Origin of the sequence: Serratia sp. 506_PEND, from assembly GCF_001076875.1 — a bacterium.
Lineage (GTDB): Bacteria > Pseudomonadota > Gammaproteobacteria > Enterobacterales > Enterobacteriaceae > Serratia > Serratia marcescens.
The window spans coordinates 1-16412 of record NZ_JVEL01000331.1 but is presented as its reverse complement, the minus strand read 5'-3'; the positions used below and the strand labels follow the sequence as shown (position 1 = coordinate 16412).

Genomic DNA, 16412 nt, shown 5'->3' with positions numbered 1-16412 from the left:
CTGCTGGGTGCGCGTCTCCAGCGCCTGGGCCGGCCAGGGCTATGGCGGCGTGCAGATCCCACGCGTCAACGACGAAGTGGTGGTGGACTTTATCAACGGCGATCCGGATCGACCGATCGTCACCGGGCGCGTCTATAACGAAGCCAGCATGCCGCCGTGGGCGCTGCCGGCCGCCGCCACCCAGATGGGCTTTATGAGCCGCACCAAAGACGGCACAGCCGACAACGCCAACGCCCTGCGTTTCGAAGACAAGGCCGGCGCCGAACAGGTGTGGATCCAGGCGGAACGCAACATGGACACCCAGGTGAAAAACGATGAGAGCCACACCATCGCTAATGACCACACCCACCTGGTGGGCGGCAACCAGATCAAGCGGGTGGTGCTCAATCAGGCCACCGGCGTCAAAGGCGACGCCTCCGCGCTGACCGGCAAAACGCGCAGCGACGCCGCAGTCAACGCCTTTACCCTCGGCTCCGGCGAATCGCTGCGGCTGGAGTGCGGCGAAAGCGTTATCGAGCTACTGGCGAACGGCCAAATCAACATCACCGGCACCAGCTTCAATATCACGGTGAAAGAGGACGGGGAGATCAATACCGGCGGCCAGTTGGATCTCAACCAGCCCGGCGGCGCCGCACGCACCGCCGCACCGGGCGGCGGCCATCAGGCGGCGATCCAGAGCGCCGTCGATCAGCTGTTCCCGAAATCCTGATGCCGACGCGGCCCTGCGCCGCGCCCTTTCCCCCTGATGACTTGCAAGGACATCCATGGATTACCTTTTCCAGGATCAGTACAAAAAAAGAAAAAACCGGCGATATATATATAATTGCCGACTTCTCCGAGGCCTTCATTACAGATGCAGTGCTTTGCAGTTGGCGTTTTGCGCCTGAAAAACTCATGATGGGAATACAAAAAAAGTAGAAGGTGCTATTACCAAAAATCTTCGAACATGGTTTTATGAGAAAACTCATATACAACTTCCAGTTAGTGGTTCATGGGGGCATATTGACGCTGCTTATGACCCACATAATTTAACGGGAACAATAGTGTGCAACTATCGCAGTGCATTTCACACTGAGGATGAATGGCGAAAATATTGCAAAAGGAATAACATAATTTATTAAAAAAGAGGGAACTCATCCACATTATTATATAAAAATTCACACACTCATTCCATAATGCAGAGTGTGTGTGATTTTTCACCCCCCCCCTCGAATATCGCAAATAATTACATCTTCACTTCGCACACTAACAATCAATAAAGGCATGAATCATTTATTCACTAGATCTATTTAAATATTATGAACAAAAAGAAAATTGTCATTATCCCATCAAACAGGCAACTGTTTGATGGTAACGAAGAGCAGTTTCACTTATTTAAAAAAGAAGTATCCATCCCTAACTCTAACGAAAAAGTACTTTATGATAACAGCTCTGCGATACCCATATGGGATATAGATGAAAACATCAGGAAGGCGATCGCAGAAAAAATAAGCGGAATAAAAGTCATAGAGTACCCATATGACCCAATACCTTCATATAAAAATGAAAATCTGGATATCTATGTTCAACCAGTAGAGTCGGACATGCACAAAAAAAGAATAACAATAATCACGGCGACGGGTGAATCACAACCAGCAAGATATAAGATAAAGTTGCTGGGTTTCATTTTTCACTAGCATTCTATTAAGTTCGCTTACTGCAAACAATAGATTTTATAAAAAACCTTAAACATACATTCCATGATATAGACATGGAATAATTATTCTTATGACCTTTCCGCTTTTAAATGAGTCTTTAAATACCCCATCAAAAGGCTCCCAAAGAGCCTTTTGATACGCTACCGCGCCGTTAGCCCCTTCACCACTTCTTCACCGTCTGGTAAATATCGAGGTCGAAATAGCCGTCGGCTTCGCAGTCGTTGAGATAGTGTTCGTAGCTCACCCCCTCAACCGGCTGGTAGCCGCTGGCCGGCAGCAGCTTCTGATAGAACTCGCCCCACACCCGCTCGAAATCGCCATCGCTGATGCGCACGTGGTAGACCGCGTACTGCCCGGCGGGCAGCGTCTGCACGGTAACGCCCTCGCTGCCCGCCGGCAGCGCGAAATCGTCCGCCACGCTCATCACCACGTCGGCACGCAGCTTTTCCGGCGCCACTTCCGCCGGATCGTCCCAATACAGCACCAGCCATTTGCCAAACGGCACGCCGTGGCGCTGCCGCCATGCCAGCAGTTGCTGCGAGCCCTGCGGGATGGTCTGCGGATACGGCCCCACGACTCTGACCCCCACCACCTTCTCCGCCGCCTTATCGATAATCCTCACGCTCATCGCCCTTCCCCCTCACAATGTCTCAGGCGCCGATTTCGGTACGCACGTCCAGCAGTTCGGGGAAAAAGGTCAGATCCAACGCCTTTTTCAGGAAGCTGACGCCGCTGGAACCGCCGGTGCCCGACTTAAAGCCGATGATCCGCTCCACCGTTTTCATATGGCGGAAACGCCACAGGTGAAAACTCTCCTCGATATCCACCAGCTTCTCCGCCATTTCATAGGCTTCCCAGTAGGTCTGCGGGTTGTCGTAGATCACTTTAAACGCCGGCAGCAGATCCGGGTTGCGCTGGTAGGGCTGCGTCCAGTCGCGCTCGAGACACTCCTGCGGGATCGGCAGGCCGTGGCGCGCCAGGTACAGCAAGTATTCGTCGTACAGGCTCGGCGCTTCGAGGATCGCCTTCAGCGCGGCGTGCTTTTCCGCGTCGTTGCTGAACACCGCCAGCATCGCCGCATTCTTGTTGCCGAGCAGAAACTCGATCGACCGGTATTGGTGCGACTGGAAGCCCGATGAGCTGCCCAGCACGTCGCGAAACTCGACGTACTCCGACGGCGTCAGCGTTTCCAGCACCGCCCACTGCTCGAACAGCAGCCGCTGGATCTGTTTGACGCGCGCGAGGATTTTGAAACAGTGGCTGAGTTTGTCCTGCTGCACCAGCCGCAACGCCGCCTGCAGCTCGTGCAGCATCAGCTTCATCCACAGTTCGGAGGTTTGGTGCTGTATCACGAACAGCATTTCGTCATGATGCGGCGGGTTGGAGAGCGGGTGCTGGCAGTCCAGCAGCGAGTCCAGGCACAGGTAGTCGCCATAGCTCATGCGTTTGGAAAAATCGGTGACAATCGCGCTTTCTAAGTCCCGTTTGTTCATCTGTGATCTCCGTTGCGCCCAGCGCCCCATCGGCCTGGAACGTGCCGCAAAGAGAAAACAATAGTACAGAACCCGCCGCCCCGAAGGACGATAAACGAGAGGTGCTTCGCAGATCTCACTCATCTGCGTTAACACATGCCCCCTGCCCCTTTGTTGTTTAGTAAACAACACGGCTGCCGCCTGACGACTCTCACAAATGCGCAATCCCATGCGTGCGGCGCCCCGGTTGCGGCTTGCCTGCGGCCGGCTTCCCTTATAGATTGCAGGCTAACGGCAGGCAGCAAGGTATCGGCAAATGGCAAATATTCGTGATGTGGCGCGGTTGGCCGGCGTGTCCATCAGCAGCGTGTCGAACCTGCTGAACAATCGCAGCCACCAGATGAGCGCGCAGACCCGTGAGCGCATCGAACGGGCGATGGAAACCCTGGGATACCGGCCGGCCCGAGCGGCGGCGCCCGCGCCGCAGGCGAAGATCATCGGCCTGCTGCTGCCGTCGATCGTCAACCCGAGCTTTTCGGCGCTGGCGCATGCGGTCGACGGCGCGGCGCGGACTCACCGTTACCGCGTCTTGCTCGGCAACGCCTACCGCCAGGAACAGGAAGAAGCCGCGTTTATCGACGATATGTTCCTGCACGGCGTGCGCGGCATCATCGTAGCGGCGAGCGACATTCGCCAGACTCATTTTGTTCGGGCCGCCGAGCGAGGCATGAAGATTGTCAGCTACGACAGCCCGTTCGCCGAGCCGATGGCCACCGATACCCGACTGTTCGACAGCGTGTCGATGGACAATATCGCCGCCGGGCGCCTGGCCGCGCAGCACCTGCTCGAGCGCGGCTGCCGACACATCGTGTTCGCCACCGAAGCGACGCTGACCGTCGGGCGCAGCCACAAGATCGACGGTTTTCTGAGCGCGCTGGGGCACAGCCTAAGCGAACGCCAACGGGTGATCGAAGGCAAAGCCACCAGCGCCTACGGCGACACGGAAATGTTCGAATTGGGGCTGACGCTGGCGCCGCGCGTTCTCGCGTTGGCGCCGCGCCCGGACGGCATCGTGGCGATTAACGATGCGCTGGGCATCGGGCTGATGGTGGGGCTGCGCGCCGCCGGCGTCCAGGTGCCCGCAGACATCTCGGTGATCGGCATCGACAATATCGCGCTGGCCGGCCTGGCCGAACCGGGGTTGACGTCGATTGGCCCGCCGCTGGCGGAGATGGCGCAGCTGATGGTCGAACGCCTGATCGGCCGCATCAACAATGATTCACAACCGCCCGGCGAGTTTCTCTTCCCGCCGACGGTCATCAGCCGGCGCTCGGTCAAAGCCGCCGGTTAATACGGTAAAAACGGCTTACCCAGACGATGCGCAGATAGCATCGTCCGGCTCGCCGCAGCCAAAATCAGAAAAAACAGCGTCGTCGCAATAAATAAACGGCGCGACGCTTTATGCACGCAACGTCGTTATTCAGCTCTCCGCTCATGGCTTTGGGCAGGGACGCTATTATTCCGATTAACCACATGGGAAAAACCATGATGAAAAAAACAATGCCAAAGGATATTGAACGCAGCGCCATCAGGAAATTGACGCTGCATATTGTGCCCCTCATGATTTTGTTGTATTTCCTGGCCTTTCTCGACCGCAACAATATGGCCTACGCCGCCAAAGCGCTGGAAGATAATTTGGGATTGACCGCCTCGGCTTTCGGCTTCGCCTCCGGAATTTTCTTTATCGGCTATTTCCTGTTTGAAATACCCAGCAACGCCGGCACCATTAAATTCGGCCCGCGCATCTGGTTCGCCAGAATATTAATTTCCTGGGGCATCTTCGCGACCCTGCTCGGTTTTGTGCGCACGCCGCTGGAGCTGTATATTTGCCGTTTTATGCTGGGCGTGTGCGAAGCCGGTTTCTTTCCCTCGGTGGTGTATTACTTCACGGTCTTCTTCCCGGAAAAGTACCGCACCAAAATTCTCGGCATGTTCATCATCGTCCAGCCGCTGTCCAACGCGGTCGGCTCGCCGATTTCCGGCTTTATTCTCAATATTCAGCATGACTGGTTCGGCTTCGCCCCCTGGCAGCTGCTGTTTATCCTCGAAGGGCTGCCGCCGATCGTCATCGGCCTGCTGATCCCGTTCCTGATCAAGAACTCGCCCAAGGATGTCGGCTATCTGAACGTGGAGGAAAAAGCCTGGCTGATGAGCAACGCCGGCCGCTCCAAATCCGGCTCTAAAATCACGCTGGCCGACTTCCTGAAAGGGATTAAAAACAAGAAATACCTGCTCTACGCGCTGCTCAACTTCGGCATGGTGTGCGGCATTTACGGCTTCGGCACCTGGCTGCCATCGATCATCAGCGCCCTCTCCGGCGGCGATATCTTCCGCGTCAGCCTGCTGGCGCTCATTCCCTACGGCCTGGCCGCGCTGTTGGTGTATCCGTGGAGCCTGTGGGCCAGCAAAACCAAAAAACTCGGCGTGTTTGCCGGCCTCAGCATGGTGGTCGCCGCCATCGGCCTGATGGGGGCGGTGACGTTTTTTAAATACGATCCGCTCGTCGCGCTGTCGTTCCTGTGCATCGCCGCCATCGGCATCTACACCGCCGTGCCGCCGTTTTTATCCATGCCCGCCAATATCTCCACCGGCGCGGCCGCGGCCGCCGGGCTGGCGGTGGTCAGCTGCATCGGCAATATCGGCGGTTTCGTCGCCCCCTATGCGGTGGGCGTGCTGAACGATCTGACCGGCAGCAGCGCGCCGGGGCTGTTTTTCCTGGCCTCGTGCCTGCTGGCCACCGGGCTGATCTGCATTTTCTACTGCGCCAAACAGCGTGAAGGCGTCATCAATTCTTAACGAACCAATAAGGAGTCAATCATGGGCGATCTTGCGGGCAAAAAGGTCTTTATCACCGGGGCGGAACAGGGCATCGGCCGCGCCACCGCGGAGCGGCTGATCAAGGCCGGTTGCGACATCTATTTTCACTATCACAGCGACGAAAGCGGCCCCAAAGCGCTGGTGGCGCTGGCCCATTCATTGGGGCAAAAGGCCGCTTACGGCTACGCCGATCTCATCGATACCGACGAAACGCAGCGCTGCGTCTCGGCCGGCGCCGAGTTTCTCGGCGGCATCGATATCCTGATCAATAACGTCGGCGGCATCGTCGGGCGCAAATGGCTGGGCGAGATCGACCGCGCCTTCTGGCAAACCGTGATCGACGTGAACATGACCACCATGCTGAACGTCACCCAGAGCGCGCTGCCGCATCTGAAAGCGGCGCCGGACGGCGCCAGCATCGTTAACCTGGCCTCACAGGCGGGCCGCGCCGGCGGGCACTCCGGCTCGCTGGTCTATTCCGCCACCAAGGGCGCGGTACTCACCTGGACGCGCTCGCTGGCGGCGGAGCTGGGCGAGCACAGCATCCGGGTGAATGCGGTCGCGCCCGGCCTGATCCTCGGCACCCGTTTCCACAATCGCCACACTACCCAGGCATCGGCGGAGGAAACCGTTCGCGCCATCCCGCTGGGCCGCGCAGGCGCACCGGACGACGTGGCGCGCGCCATCGCCTTCCTGGCGGCGGAATACGACGGCTTCATCTCCGGCGCGACTCTCGACATCAACGGCGGCATCTACCGCATGTAATTCAGCTGCGGGCGGCGCGCTTGCCGCCCGCCCATTCAGGAATCGCTTTATGATCAAATCCGCCATCACTCACCCGCCGCTGCTTGCCGCGCTGGCGCAATGCGGGCATAAAACCCAGGTATTGATCGCCGACGGCAACTACGCCTGCGTGACCCACGCGCCGAAAGACGCCACCGTGGTCTATCTGAACCTGGCGCCCGGCACGCTCGCCGCCCCGCCGATCCTGGAAAAACTGCTGGCCTGCATCAACGTGGAAAGCGCGGCGCTGATGGCCTGCCCGCCGGACTTCACCAACACCATCGAAGCCGAATACCGGCAGCTGCTGCCAGAGCATTGCCCGATCGAATACCTGCCGCGCGAGGCGTTTTACGCCGCGGTTAAATCGGATCGGACGCTGCTGGTGATCGCCTCCGGCGAACAACGCCGTTTCGCCAACCTGCTGCTGACGGTGGCGCCGGTGGTGTGAAAGAGGTAGAGGGTGTGAGGGGTAAAATGAGGGGGCCAGCCCCCTCATGCCGTTACAGGTCAGCGACCCACTTCTCCAGCTCCCCCGCACGTTCCGCATCGATATAGCTGGTGGCCCAGCCAAACAGGTAAGCGAAGGCGAAAATGCCCACCGTCGACGACACCAGCGTCGGCGCGAAAAACGCGGCGATAGCGGAAAGCGTATACCCTGCGCCGATCGACAACCCGAGCGCTTCGAGCTGGTTGCGGAACGCTTTCCAGTTGCCGGTTGAGAAACCTTCAATCGCGGCGTTTACCAGATCCGCGCCCTTGATCGCCCAGTCCACCCCGGTGAAGACCTTGCCCAATACCCGCGCATTGCGGGCATACTGTTCCGCATCGATCATTTTCAGCCAGGCGACAATCGCCGCTTTGTCCTGAGCCTTGAGCTTTTTGTTCAGGCCCTTCGTCAATTGCTCGTAGGTTTTCTCCGCATCTTGCACGTTGCGGATATATTTTCCTTGAATTCCCGCCTCCAAATCTTTGGCGAGTTTAGCGTATTTCGCGCCGATCTTTTCCGCGATATCTTTATTGATACCTGCGGCCAGGCTGACGCCATCCTTGATGGCTTTTAATTCCGCATTTTGATATTCGACGAATTCCTTAACGATCGTTTTTACCGAGCCGGGCGATTTTACCGGCTTGCCGTTGGCATATTTCACCTCCATGGCATTCAGGTTATCCCCTCTCACCACGGCGATAAACGCGGGCCGGTTCTTATTGGCCTTATAGTAGAGGTTGTAGGTCGCCACTCCGTCTTGCTTTTCCACCTTTAAATGATGAAAACCGTAGTAACTCCCGGTCGTGCGGGTCGTCGAGAATTCGCCGGTTTTGCCGTTGCCATGCCAGCCGCTGACGGGCCGATCGCGATGCGAGTCTGTCACGAAACTGCCTAACGAAGAGGCGCCGATCTGCCCGGCATTCAGGCCATTGTTCCCGCCTTTGCCAGGGGTTGAGGGCTTGCGCGCATGGCCGGTTTCGATATCCCCGATCGCCACTGTCACCCCCTTGGCGTTGACCCCCATCACCAGCCCTCCCAGGCCAATGTGCTTCGCCTGATCGGCCGTCAAACCGGTGGCGGAAAGGCTCAGCGTGCCGGATGGGCTGACGCTTTCAATATGCAATTTCGCATCCGGGTTAATTCTGCGCGCCGCCTTAATCACCGCCTCCAGCTTCATGCGCAGCGCCGGATCGTTTTGGATCGCCGCTATCTGTTGCTGTGCCGGGCTGTTGCCGGCGCCGGCGCCGCCGCGATCGCGATCGCCGGAATGGCCTTTATCGCCGCCCCCCGGCTCAGGGCCCGTACCGCGTTCAGAACTCCAGTTAGTCCCATCTCCTTTACCGCCATAATTAAATCCAGGCATATGCTTTCATCCTTATTTCGTTTTATTTTTAAGATGCCGATATTCTCGTTTAACGCGGATTGACACGCGCATTATCCCTATCGGCAAACCGTTTTTAGCTGCCCGTCATTTATAAAAAACCGCAGAAATAAGGACAACGGATGGCGGCTGTCTGGTCGGTGAAACAAATAGGATCGCGTCTGCAGAACCTGAATATATCGCCGCGGGTCACGCCTGGATGGCTGCGACTTGTTCAGAAGTCATTGGCACACGCCATGAATTGTAATTACAATCATCGCACTTGCAACTTAAAGGGAATGCTCCGCATGTCGCCTCAACGTATAACACTGCCCGCCGCCTCGGCCAGGACCAGAACCCTGGCCGAAACCTGTATCCGCAAAATGACCTCCGTCTGCCAAAAAACCGGCGCTTCTCGCCCTTCCTCCAGCGCCTGGACGGCGCAAACGCTGGGCGAACTTAACGCCAGCGGCGACATCTGGCTTATCGACGGCAGAAGGCGCGCCGAGCCGCCAAGCTCCCGCTACGCCACCGCCTGGCCGCTCTGGTTTGGCCATCAATCAGAGCGTTATGAGAAGCCGTTGTTTTACTTCGTCAACACGCCCTCGGTGGACATGCTCCGCGGGCTTGAGCCGGAAACCAATCGCAAGGGGATTTTCATCAGCGATGCGGATACCGGCAGTGCCGATTTGCCGAAAGGCGTTCAGGCCTGGTTCCCGCTTCAGCTCACGGCCATGCCGGGCTGGTTGCCTTTCGATCCGGCCAATGCCAGAGAAACCGGCGCGATACTCCATCACGCCCTGCGCGCGCTCTATCTGGAGGGAACGAGGAAGATGGTGTATCTCGCGACCAACGCAGACAATGGCCCCCTCTCTTCAGGGGAGCCGTTTGTCGCAGAACAGGCGTTCAGGGGAATGTATCGCGTCGCCGCCGCGGCGGACTCGCCGTTGCAGGTTCGTCTGTGCGGCGCCGGCCGTGCGCTCGCCCGCGTTCAGCAAGCGGCCGAGGTGTTGAAAAACTGGGGGATTGCGTCTGAAATCTGGAGCTGCCCCAGCTACACGCGGTTGGCGCAGGACGCCGAACTCGCCGACATGCAGCGCCAGGACACCGGCGGCGAATGCCATCTGAAAACGTGCCTGGGTGCCGGGAATGCCCCCGTCGTCGCCGTCACCGACTACTCGCACCTGATTGCCAATCAGCTCAAGCGATTCATTCCCGCACGCTTTGCCGCGGTGGGCTCAGATTCACGGGTGCGCGGCGAAATCCACTACCCGCAGGCGGAATGGATTGCGCTCTGCGCCCTCAAACTGCTGGCCGACGAGCAGAAAATCCCTTCGGCGCTGATCGCCGATGCGCTGCGCGTTCTGCACATCACGCCCGATGCCTGATCATTCTCTGGCCAGCTGCATCGCATTGTTCAACGCGTCGGAGAAGCGTGCGATCTCTTCTTCGCTGAACTGGTTGAGAAAGTGAGTGTTGACCACCGAACGGTAGATCTCCCACATCTTTTTCCGCAGGGCCTTGCCTTCCTCGGTGATAGTCGCGAAGGAGGCCCGGCGATCGTCATCCGATCGAAAACGCGTGACCAACCGCTCTTTTTCCAGGCGATCCATCAGGCGGGTCAGGTTGTAACGCTCAATCACCAACACGTCCGCCAACTCATGCATGCGGCGTGTGCCGTTTTCCCCGCTTTCCAATCCCCATAACACGTCATACCAGGCGTAAACCGGCAGCCCCGCTTCCGACAACTTCGCCTCTATCTTTCTGATCATCGCCCGATGCGCGCGCACAAAGGAGAACCACAGGTCGGGTTGTTTATCTGTCATGTCATTTTTCTCGTCAAAACCGGTGAGTTGCAATTGCAATTGTAAAGGGATAGAGTGGCTTTCGCTATTGTTGCATTTGCAACTCTTGCACTTGCAACTCACTAAATCCCTGTATCGCTCAGCGCCTTATCAGGTAAGTACATTTGGAGCCTTTATGAACCAACCCGCGGTAAAAGCAGATCTTGACCCACAGGAGACGGCTGAATGGCTTGAGGCATTTGAAGGTGTCACTGACATCGACGGCCGTGAACGCGCGCATTTTTTGTTGGAAAGAATGGCCGAGGCCGATCAGCGTAAGCACGGTGATTTCTTCAGCCTGGTCACCACGCCCTACGTGAATACGATCCCGGCCTATAAGCAACCGACGTATCCCGGCGATCTGGCCGCTGAAGCGCGCATCAATGCGTTTATTCGCTGGAACGCCATGGCGATGGTGCTGCGCGCCGGCAAACATTCCAACGTCGGCGGGCATATCGCCACCTACCAGTCTGCCGCGGTGCTTTACGATGTGGGATTCACGCACTTTTTCCGCGGGCGCACCGATGAGTTTGCCGGCGACATGGTGTATATCCAGGGCCACTCCGCCCCCGGCATTTATGGCCGCGCCTATCTCGAAGGCCGCATCGACGAGGAACTGCTCGACAACTTTCGCCGCGAATCCACACGCCGCGGCCTCTCCTCCTACCCGCACCCGCGGCTGATGCCGGATTTCTGGCAATATCCCACCGTTTCGATGGGGCTGGGGCCGCTGACCGCCGCCTACCAGGCGCGCTACATGCGCTATCTGGAATACCGCGAACTGAAACCGCACCAGGGGAGAAAGGTGTGGGCGTTTCTCGGCGACGGCGAGATGGATCAGCCGGAATCGCTGGCGGCGATTGCGCTGGGCGGGCGAGAAAAACTCGATAACCTGATCTTCGTCGTGAACTGCAACCTGCAACGGCTGGATGGCCCCGTGCGCGGCAACGGCAAGATTATTCAGGAGCTGGAAGGCACCTTCAAAGCTGCCGGCTGGCAGGTGATCAAAGTAATTTGGGGCAGCGGCTGGGACAAACTGCTGCAAAAAGACCGCTCCGGATTGCTGATGCAGCGCATGATGGAGTGCGTCGACGGCGATTACCAAACCTTCAAGTCGCAAAGCGGCGCCTATGTGCGGGAGCATTTCTTCGGCAAGTACCCGGAATTGCTCGAGCTGGTCGCCGACCTGAGCGACGATGAGATCTGGGCGCTGCACCGCGGCGGCCACGATCCGCAAAAGGTGTACGCCGCCTACCATCAGGCGGTGCATACCACGGGCAGACCGACGGTGGTGCTGGCCAAAACCGTCAAAGGGTTTGGCATGGGGGAAGCCGGTGAAGGGCAGAACATCAACCACCAGCTGAAAAAAATGAGCCAGGATGCGGTGAAAGCCTTCCGCGACCGTTTAGGGCTGACCATCTCCGACGCCCAACTGGCAGAGATCCCTTACCTGAAGCCCGAACCCGACAGCGCGGCGGCGAAGTACATCACCGCGACGCGCACCGCGCTGGGCGGCTACATCCCTGCCCGCTTCGGCCAATCCGCTCCGCTGACGATACCGGAACTATCGCGCTTCGACGGCCTCCTGAAGGGCAGCGGCGAACGCAACATGTCGACCACCATGGCTTTCGTTAATATCCTCGGCACGCTGCTCAAAGACGCCAACATCGGCAAACTGATCGTGCCCATCGTGCCGGACGAGTCGCGCACGTTCGGCATGGAAGGCCTGTTCCGCCAGATTGGCATCCATTCCTGGCTCGGCCAGCTGTATACCCCGCAAGACGCCGGGCAGCTCAGCTACTACAAAGAGGCCAAAGACGGCCAGATTTTGCAGGAAGGCATCAACGAATCCGGCGCAATATCGACCTGGATCGCCGCCGGCACCGCCTACAGCAACCACGATGTCGCGACGATCCCGTTCTATATCTTCTACTCCATGTTCGGGCTGCAGCGGGTGGGCGATCTCGCCTGGGCGGCGGCCGACGCGCGCACCAAGGGTTTCCTGCTCGGCGCCACCTCCGGCAGAACCACCCTGATGGGCGAAGGCTTGCAGCATGACGACGGCCACAGCCACGTGCTGTCTTCGGTGATCCCCAGCTGCGTCTCCTACGATCCGACCTATGCCTATGAACTCGCGGTGATCGTCCAGAGCGGCATGCGCAGAATGTTCGTTGAACAAGAGGATATTTACTACTACATCACCTTGCTCAACGAGGGCTACCCGCAGCCGTCGATGCCGGCGGGCGTGGAGGACGGGATTATCCAGGGCGCCTATTTGCTCAAACGGAACGAAGCGGCAAACCAAGAGAGCCCGCGCGCTCAACTGGTCGCCAGCGGCGCCATCATGCGCGAGGCGCTGGCGGCGGCGGAGCTGTTGGCGGCGGACTTTGGCGTCGCCAGCGATATCTGGAGCGCCACCAGCCTGAGCGAGCTGCGCCGCAACGGCATGGCGGCCGAACGCTGGAACCTGCTGCATCCGGAAGATCCGCCGAAAGTTCCTTATATTCAGAGCCTGCTGGCGGCGCATCCCGGCCCGGTGGTGGTGGTAACGGACTATATGAAGATCGTCGGCGATCAGATCAAACCGTTCTTGCCCGACCGTACCTTTATCGCCTTGGGCACCGACGGCTTTGGTCGCTCGGACACCCGCGAGGCGCTGCGTGAGTTCTTCGAGGTCAACCGCCATTTCATCGCGCTCGCCGCGTTGAAGCTGCTGGCTGACGAAGGCCGTATCGCCCGCAGCGAGGTCAACCGCGCCATGGTACTGTATGGCATCGCCCCCGATAAGCCGGATCCGGCGACGGTGAAGTAACACTCGGCCTACCCACGCCGCCGGTTGTCACCCGCGGCGTTTTTCTTCCTTCGATTCAGCGGTGCGCGGCGCCCGCTCCCCCAGCCGCGCCACCGGGATATCCGCCAGCCGGGTGGTGTAGGCCGGCGACAGCATGTCGCGCTTCATTTGCCACGGCTTGACGATCCCCTGCCCGGCGAACCATACGCGCCCGCGCCCTTCCTGATTCAGGCGATCGAGAGTCGCCATCAGCCGTTCGCTGTTGCGGCGCGGCGGGCAGTCGTCGAACAGGTCGATCTGCGCCATGGCGGCGGCGCTGAAATCCCCCAGCACCACGCCGCCCTTCAGGTAACGTCGCCCCTCCTGCCAGATGCTCTCCAGCGCGCGCACCGCCATGGCGATGATGTCGCGGCTGTCGTTGCTCGGGGTTTGCAGCCGGGCGGTGCCCATATTGCTGTAATNCCCTTCGCCCGCCGAATGCGGGCTGGTTTTGATAAACACCGAGACGTTGCGGCAGTAGCGCTTTTCCTGCCGCAGCTTTTCGGCGGCGCGTTCGGCGTAGCTGCAAATCGCCTCGCGCATGTGCGGATAATGCGTCAACCGCTGGCCGAACGAACGGGAACAGATGATCTGCTCTTTCGCCGCCGCCTCATCTTCCCACTGCAGGCATGACTCGCCGCGCAGCTCGCGTATCGTGCGTTCCAGCACTACGCTGAAGGTTTTACGCGCCAGTCGGGTATCGCAGTCCGCCAGCTGTAGCGCGGTGTGAATACCCATCGCCTGCAGCTGGCGAGTCAGGCGGCGCCCCACGCCCCACACCTCTTCCACCGGAAGCAACGCCAGCAGTTTACGCTGGCGCACCGGATCGGATAAATCCACCACGCCGCCGGTGCCGCGCCATTTCTTGGCGGCGAAGTTGGCCAGCTTGGCCAGCGTTTTGCTCGGCGCAATGCCGACCCCGACCGTCAAATGCAGCTCGCGCCGGATGCGATCGCGCACCCGCTGGCCGAACGGCTCCAGCGCCTCGCAGTGGGCCACGCCGTCCAGCCGCAGAAAGGCTTCGTCCAGCGAATAAATCTCCACCGCCGGCGCCATCTCCTCCAGCGTGTCCATCACCCGGCGGGACATATCGGCGTACAGCGCGTAGTTGGAGGAGAACACCGCAACGTTGCGACGGCGCATCTCCGCTTTGATTTTGAAATAAGGCGCGCCCATCGGCACGCCCAACGCCTTCGCCTCGGCGCTGCGGGCGATCACGCAGCCGTCGTTGTTGGACAGCACAATCACCGGTCGCCCCCGCAGGTCGGGCCGAAAGATGGTCTCGCAGGAAGCATAGAAACTGTTGACGTCTACCAGGGCGAACATGGCTACCGCGCCGCGTAGACGATAAAGGTCACCACGCCGAAAATCTCCAGCTGCGCTTCGTCGTCGAACACGATCGGCGCGTAGGCGGGGTTCATCGGCAACAGCCGCACATCGGGGTGGCGCTGCAGTTTTTTGACGGTGAATTCGCCGTCCACCGCGGCGATCACGATATTGCCGTGCTCCGGCGTCAGGGCGCTGTCGACAATCAGCAAATCGCCATCCCGGATATTGCCGTCGATCATCGATTCGCCGCTGGCGCGCACGAAATAGGTGGCGTTGGGGTGCCGCACCAGCAGCCTGCCGATATCCAGCCGCCCTTCGACGTAGTCCTGCGCCGGGGAAGGAAAACCGCAGGCCACGCGATCGGCAAACAGCGGTAACGTTAGGGGCTCACCTGGTGAAAAAGCATACAACCTTGAATTGCTCAGCATAATCATAACCAAACTGTATATTTATACAGTAAAGCATAAACAAAACGCGAACGCGTGCAACCCCCTATCCCCCTGCGGATCGCGCTTTGTCGCGTAATATAATAATTTTCTGAGCGATTTTTTTTTACGCCTGCTAAGTRTTTCACTGCCCCTTGCACACACGTTATCCACCAAAACTGTGGATAACCTGGCACTCGCCCCCACGGCATATCGATAGCCATGGTGAGTCATGCACTGTCATGGCGAACGGTGCCGAAGACCGTGATATTCAGCGATTAATCGGCGTGTTATCCCGTACCGCGCCCTTCTTCGTGAGCCACGGCGCGAGCTGCTCGGTTATCCACTCCATGAATACGTTAACTTTACGGGACAAATTATGACGATGCGCGACGACGAACCAGAACTTCATCGGCTCAGGCTCACAATCAGGCAGAATCTGCAGCAGCTCGCCACGCTCGACGTGATTATGCAGGCCAAGCATCGGTGACTGAATTAAGCCAATCCCCGCCAACCCAGCGGCAATAAACGACTGCGCATTGTTCAGCTTCAGCGATCCTGGCAGATTTAAATATTCATATTTACCGTTTTTCAGGTAGTCCCAGCCCATCGGCTTACTACCAATATTCGGCGTATAGTGCACGGCCACATGCTGATACTTGAGAAGGTCATCGATACTGTATGGCGTGCCTTTTCTCGCCAGATAATCCGGGCTGGCGAGGTTGAATACGGGCATTTCTCCAATCAGTTTCGCCACCAGGTTCTTATCGTAAACGGCACCCGCCCGGACAACGCAGTCGAAGCCTTCCTGTACCAGATCCACCCGCCGGTCGGTGCAAGATAATTCCAGCGTAATGCCGGGATAGCGGGAAAAAAAATCGGGGAGTTTAGGGATAATAATGCTGTTGGCTATATCCGTAGGCATGTCCACCCTCAGCTTGCCTTTCAGTTCCGTCCTTTCGACAAACATCGTCTGCAGGTCATCTACCGAAGAAAGTATTTCTACTGCGCGTTCGTAAAACGCCAAGCCGTCTTCCGTCAGATGCACGGCCCTGGTGGTTCGATGTAACAGGCGTACGCCAAGCACGTCTTCCAGCTGGCGGATAACAATCGAAATTCGACTTTTATTCACCCCCAGATCGTCTGCCGTTTTCGTGAAGCTGCAGGTCTGGGCCACACGCAAAAAAATCCTCAGATTTTCCAGGGTATTCATGCGATATCTCCTAACGTTTTGCATACTCATGGGGATGTCCAGACGTTATGCCACCGCAAAATATTATCCAGAGCGACTATTCCGTTCACAACCAG

At 58.4% G+C, this 16412-nt stretch carries 15 protein-coding genes; 8 read left to right on the top strand and 7 right to left on the bottom strand.

Going from position 1 to position 16412, the window contains the following annotated elements:
• Together vgrG and ADK28_RS10070 are read left to right on the top strand one after the other, a co-directional pair.
• The coding region (gene vgrG / locus ADK28_RS10075; RefSeq protein WP_048795594.1) for a type VI secretion system tip protein VgrG at positions 1-709 on the top strand (709 nt) is incomplete at its 5' end.
• 589 nt (positions 710-1298) lie between these two features.
• A complete protein-coding gene (locus ADK28_RS10070) occupies positions 1299-1676 on the top strand; it encodes a hypothetical protein (protein ID WP_048795593.1) in 378 nt (125 codons plus the stop codon).
• A gap of 181 nt (positions 1677-1857) precedes the next feature.
• Here ADK28_RS10070 and sbmC read toward each other — a convergent pair whose 3' ends face one another.
• Positions 1858-2325 carry a DNA gyrase inhibitor SbmC gene (gene sbmC, locus ADK28_RS10065; RefSeq protein WP_041035676.1) on the bottom strand — a complete coding sequence of 156 codons (468 nt, stop codon included), beginning with the start codon at positions 2323-2325 and terminating at the stop codon, positions 1858-1860.
• 22 nt (positions 2326-2347) lie between these two features.
• Positions 2348-3190, bottom strand: coding sequence for a tryptophan 2,3-dioxygenase (gene kynA / locus ADK28_RS10060; RefSeq protein WP_033639996.1), 843 nt, complete (start codon positions 3188-3190; stop codon positions 2348-2350).
• Between the two features lie 295 nt (positions 3191-3485).
• On the opposite strand from kynA, the gene ADK28_RS10055 reads away from it, so the two are divergent.
• The 4 genes from ADK28_RS10055 (at position 3486) to ADK28_RS10035 (ending at position 7277) form a co-directional block, all read left to right on the top strand.
• Complete coding sequence (locus ADK28_RS10055) at positions 3486-4520, top strand: LacI family DNA-binding transcriptional regulator (RefSeq protein WP_033639995.1); 1035 nt, start codon at positions 3486-3488, stop codon at positions 4518-4520.
• A 269-nt stretch (positions 4521-4789) separates the two neighbouring features.
• A complete protein-coding gene (locus ADK28_RS10045) occupies positions 4790-6025 on the top strand; it encodes an MFS transporter (RefSeq protein WP_016927236.1) in 1236 nt (411 codons plus the stop codon).
• Positions 6026-6046: 21 nt separating this feature from the next.
• A complete protein-coding gene (locus ADK28_RS10040) occupies positions 6047-6811 on the top strand; it encodes an SDR family NAD(P)-dependent oxidoreductase (RefSeq protein ID WP_048795592.1) in 765 nt (254 codons plus the stop codon).
• Positions 6812-6860: 49 nt separating this feature from the next.
• Positions 6861-7277, top strand: a complete 417-nt coding sequence (locus ADK28_RS10035) for an RbsD/FucU domain-containing protein (RefSeq protein WP_016927234.1) — start codon at positions 6861-6863, stop codon at positions 7275-7277.
• Positions 7278-7329: 52 nt separating this feature from the next.
• Here ADK28_RS10035 and ADK28_RS33375 read toward each other — a convergent pair whose 3' ends face one another.
• On the bottom strand, positions 7330-8679 hold the full coding sequence (locus ADK28_RS33375) for a colicin-like pore-forming protein (protein ID WP_048795591.1): 1350 nt from the start codon (positions 8677-8679) through the stop codon (positions 7330-7332).
• Between the two features lie 305 nt (positions 8680-8984).
• Between ADK28_RS33375 and ADK28_RS10025 the strand changes: the two genes are divergently transcribed.
• Positions 8985-10064 (top strand): transketolase-like TK C-terminal-containing protein, encoded by a 1080-nt coding sequence (locus ADK28_RS10025; protein ID WP_048795590.1) that lies wholly within the window; start codon positions 8985-8987, stop codon positions 10062-10064.
• Here ADK28_RS10025 and ADK28_RS10020 read toward each other — a convergent pair whose 3' ends face one another.
• Complete coding sequence (locus ADK28_RS10020; protein ID WP_028128123.1) at positions 10065-10502, bottom strand: MarR family winged helix-turn-helix transcriptional regulator; 438 nt, start codon at positions 10500-10502, stop codon at positions 10065-10067.
• Between the two features lie 154 nt (positions 10503-10656).
• Here ADK28_RS10020 and aceE point away from each other — a divergent pair, with 154 nt between their 5' ends.
• Entirely contained in the window at positions 10657-13332 is a 2676-nt protein-coding gene (aceE, locus tag ADK28_RS10015) for a pyruvate dehydrogenase (acetyl-transferring), homodimeric type (protein ID WP_048795589.1), read from the top strand.
• A 27-nt stretch (positions 13333-13359) separates the two neighbouring features.
• Here the strand turns inward: aceE and umuC are convergent, their stop codons facing one another.
• The 3 genes from umuC to ADK28_RS10000 form a co-directional block, all read right to left on the bottom strand.
• Positions 13360-14676 carry a translesion error-prone DNA polymerase V subunit UmuC gene (gene umuC / locus ADK28_RS10010; protein ID WP_048795588.1) on the bottom strand — a complete coding sequence of 439 codons (1317 nt, stop codon included), beginning with the start codon at positions 14674-14676 and terminating at the stop codon, positions 13360-13362.
• A 2-nt stretch (positions 14677-14678) separates the two neighbouring features.
• Complete coding sequence (gene umuD, locus ADK28_RS10005; RefSeq protein ID WP_033639989.1) at positions 14679-15113, bottom strand: translesion error-prone DNA polymerase V autoproteolytic subunit; 435 nt, start codon at positions 15111-15113, stop codon at positions 14679-14681.
• A 262-nt stretch (positions 15114-15375) separates the two neighbouring features.
• Positions 15376-16317 (bottom strand): LysR family transcriptional regulator, encoded by a 942-nt coding sequence (locus ADK28_RS10000; protein ID WP_048795587.1) that lies wholly within the window; start codon positions 16315-16317, stop codon positions 15376-15378.
• Between the last annotated feature and the right edge of the window lie 95 nt (positions 16318-16412).

Coding starts and splice junctions, on each gene's coding strand:
- ADK28_RS10070 (WP_048795593.1), top strand. CDS start 1,299: ATGAACAAAAAGAAAATTGTCATTATCCCATCAAACAGGCAACTGTTT.
- sbmC (WP_041035676.1), bottom strand. CDS start 2,325: ATGAGCGTGAGGATTATCGATAAGGCGGCGGAGAAGGTGGTGGGGGTC.
- kynA (WP_033639996.1), bottom strand. CDS start 3,190: ATGAACAAACGGGACTTAGAAAGCGCGATTGTCACCGATTTTTCCAAA.
- ADK28_RS10055 (WP_033639995.1), top strand. CDS start 3,486: ATGGCAAATATTCGTGATGTGGCGCGGTTGGCCGGCGTGTCCATCAGC.
- ADK28_RS10045 (WP_016927236.1), top strand. CDS start 4,790: ATGATTTTGTTGTATTTCCTGGCCTTTCTCGACCGCAACAATATGGCC.
- ADK28_RS10040 (WP_048795592.1), top strand. CDS start 6,047: ATGGGCGATCTTGCGGGCAAAAAGGTCTTTATCACCGGGGCGGAACAG.
- ADK28_RS10035 (WP_016927234.1), top strand. CDS start 6,861: ATGATCAAATCCGCCATCACTCACCCGCCGCTGCTTGCCGCGCTGGCG.
- ADK28_RS33375 (WP_048795591.1), bottom strand. CDS start 8,679: ATGCCTGGATTTAATTATGGCGGTAAAGGAGATGGGACTAACTGGAGT.
- ADK28_RS10025 (WP_048795590.1), top strand. CDS start 8,985: ATGTCGCCTCAACGTATAACACTGCCCGCCGCCTCGGCCAGGACCAGA.
- ADK28_RS10020 (WP_028128123.1), bottom strand. CDS start 10,502: ATGACAGATAAACAACCCGACCTGTGGTTCTCCTTTGTGCGCGCGCAT.
- aceE (WP_048795589.1), top strand. CDS start 10,657: ATGAACCAACCCGCGGTAAAAGCAGATCTTGACCCACAGGAGACGGCT.
- umuD (WP_033639989.1), bottom strand. CDS start 15,113: ATGATTATGCTGAGCAATTCAAGGTTGTATGCTTTTTCACCAGGTGAG.
- ADK28_RS10000 (WP_048795587.1), bottom strand. CDS start 16,317: ATGAATACCCTGGAAAATCTGAGGATTTTTTTGCGTGTGGCCCAGACC.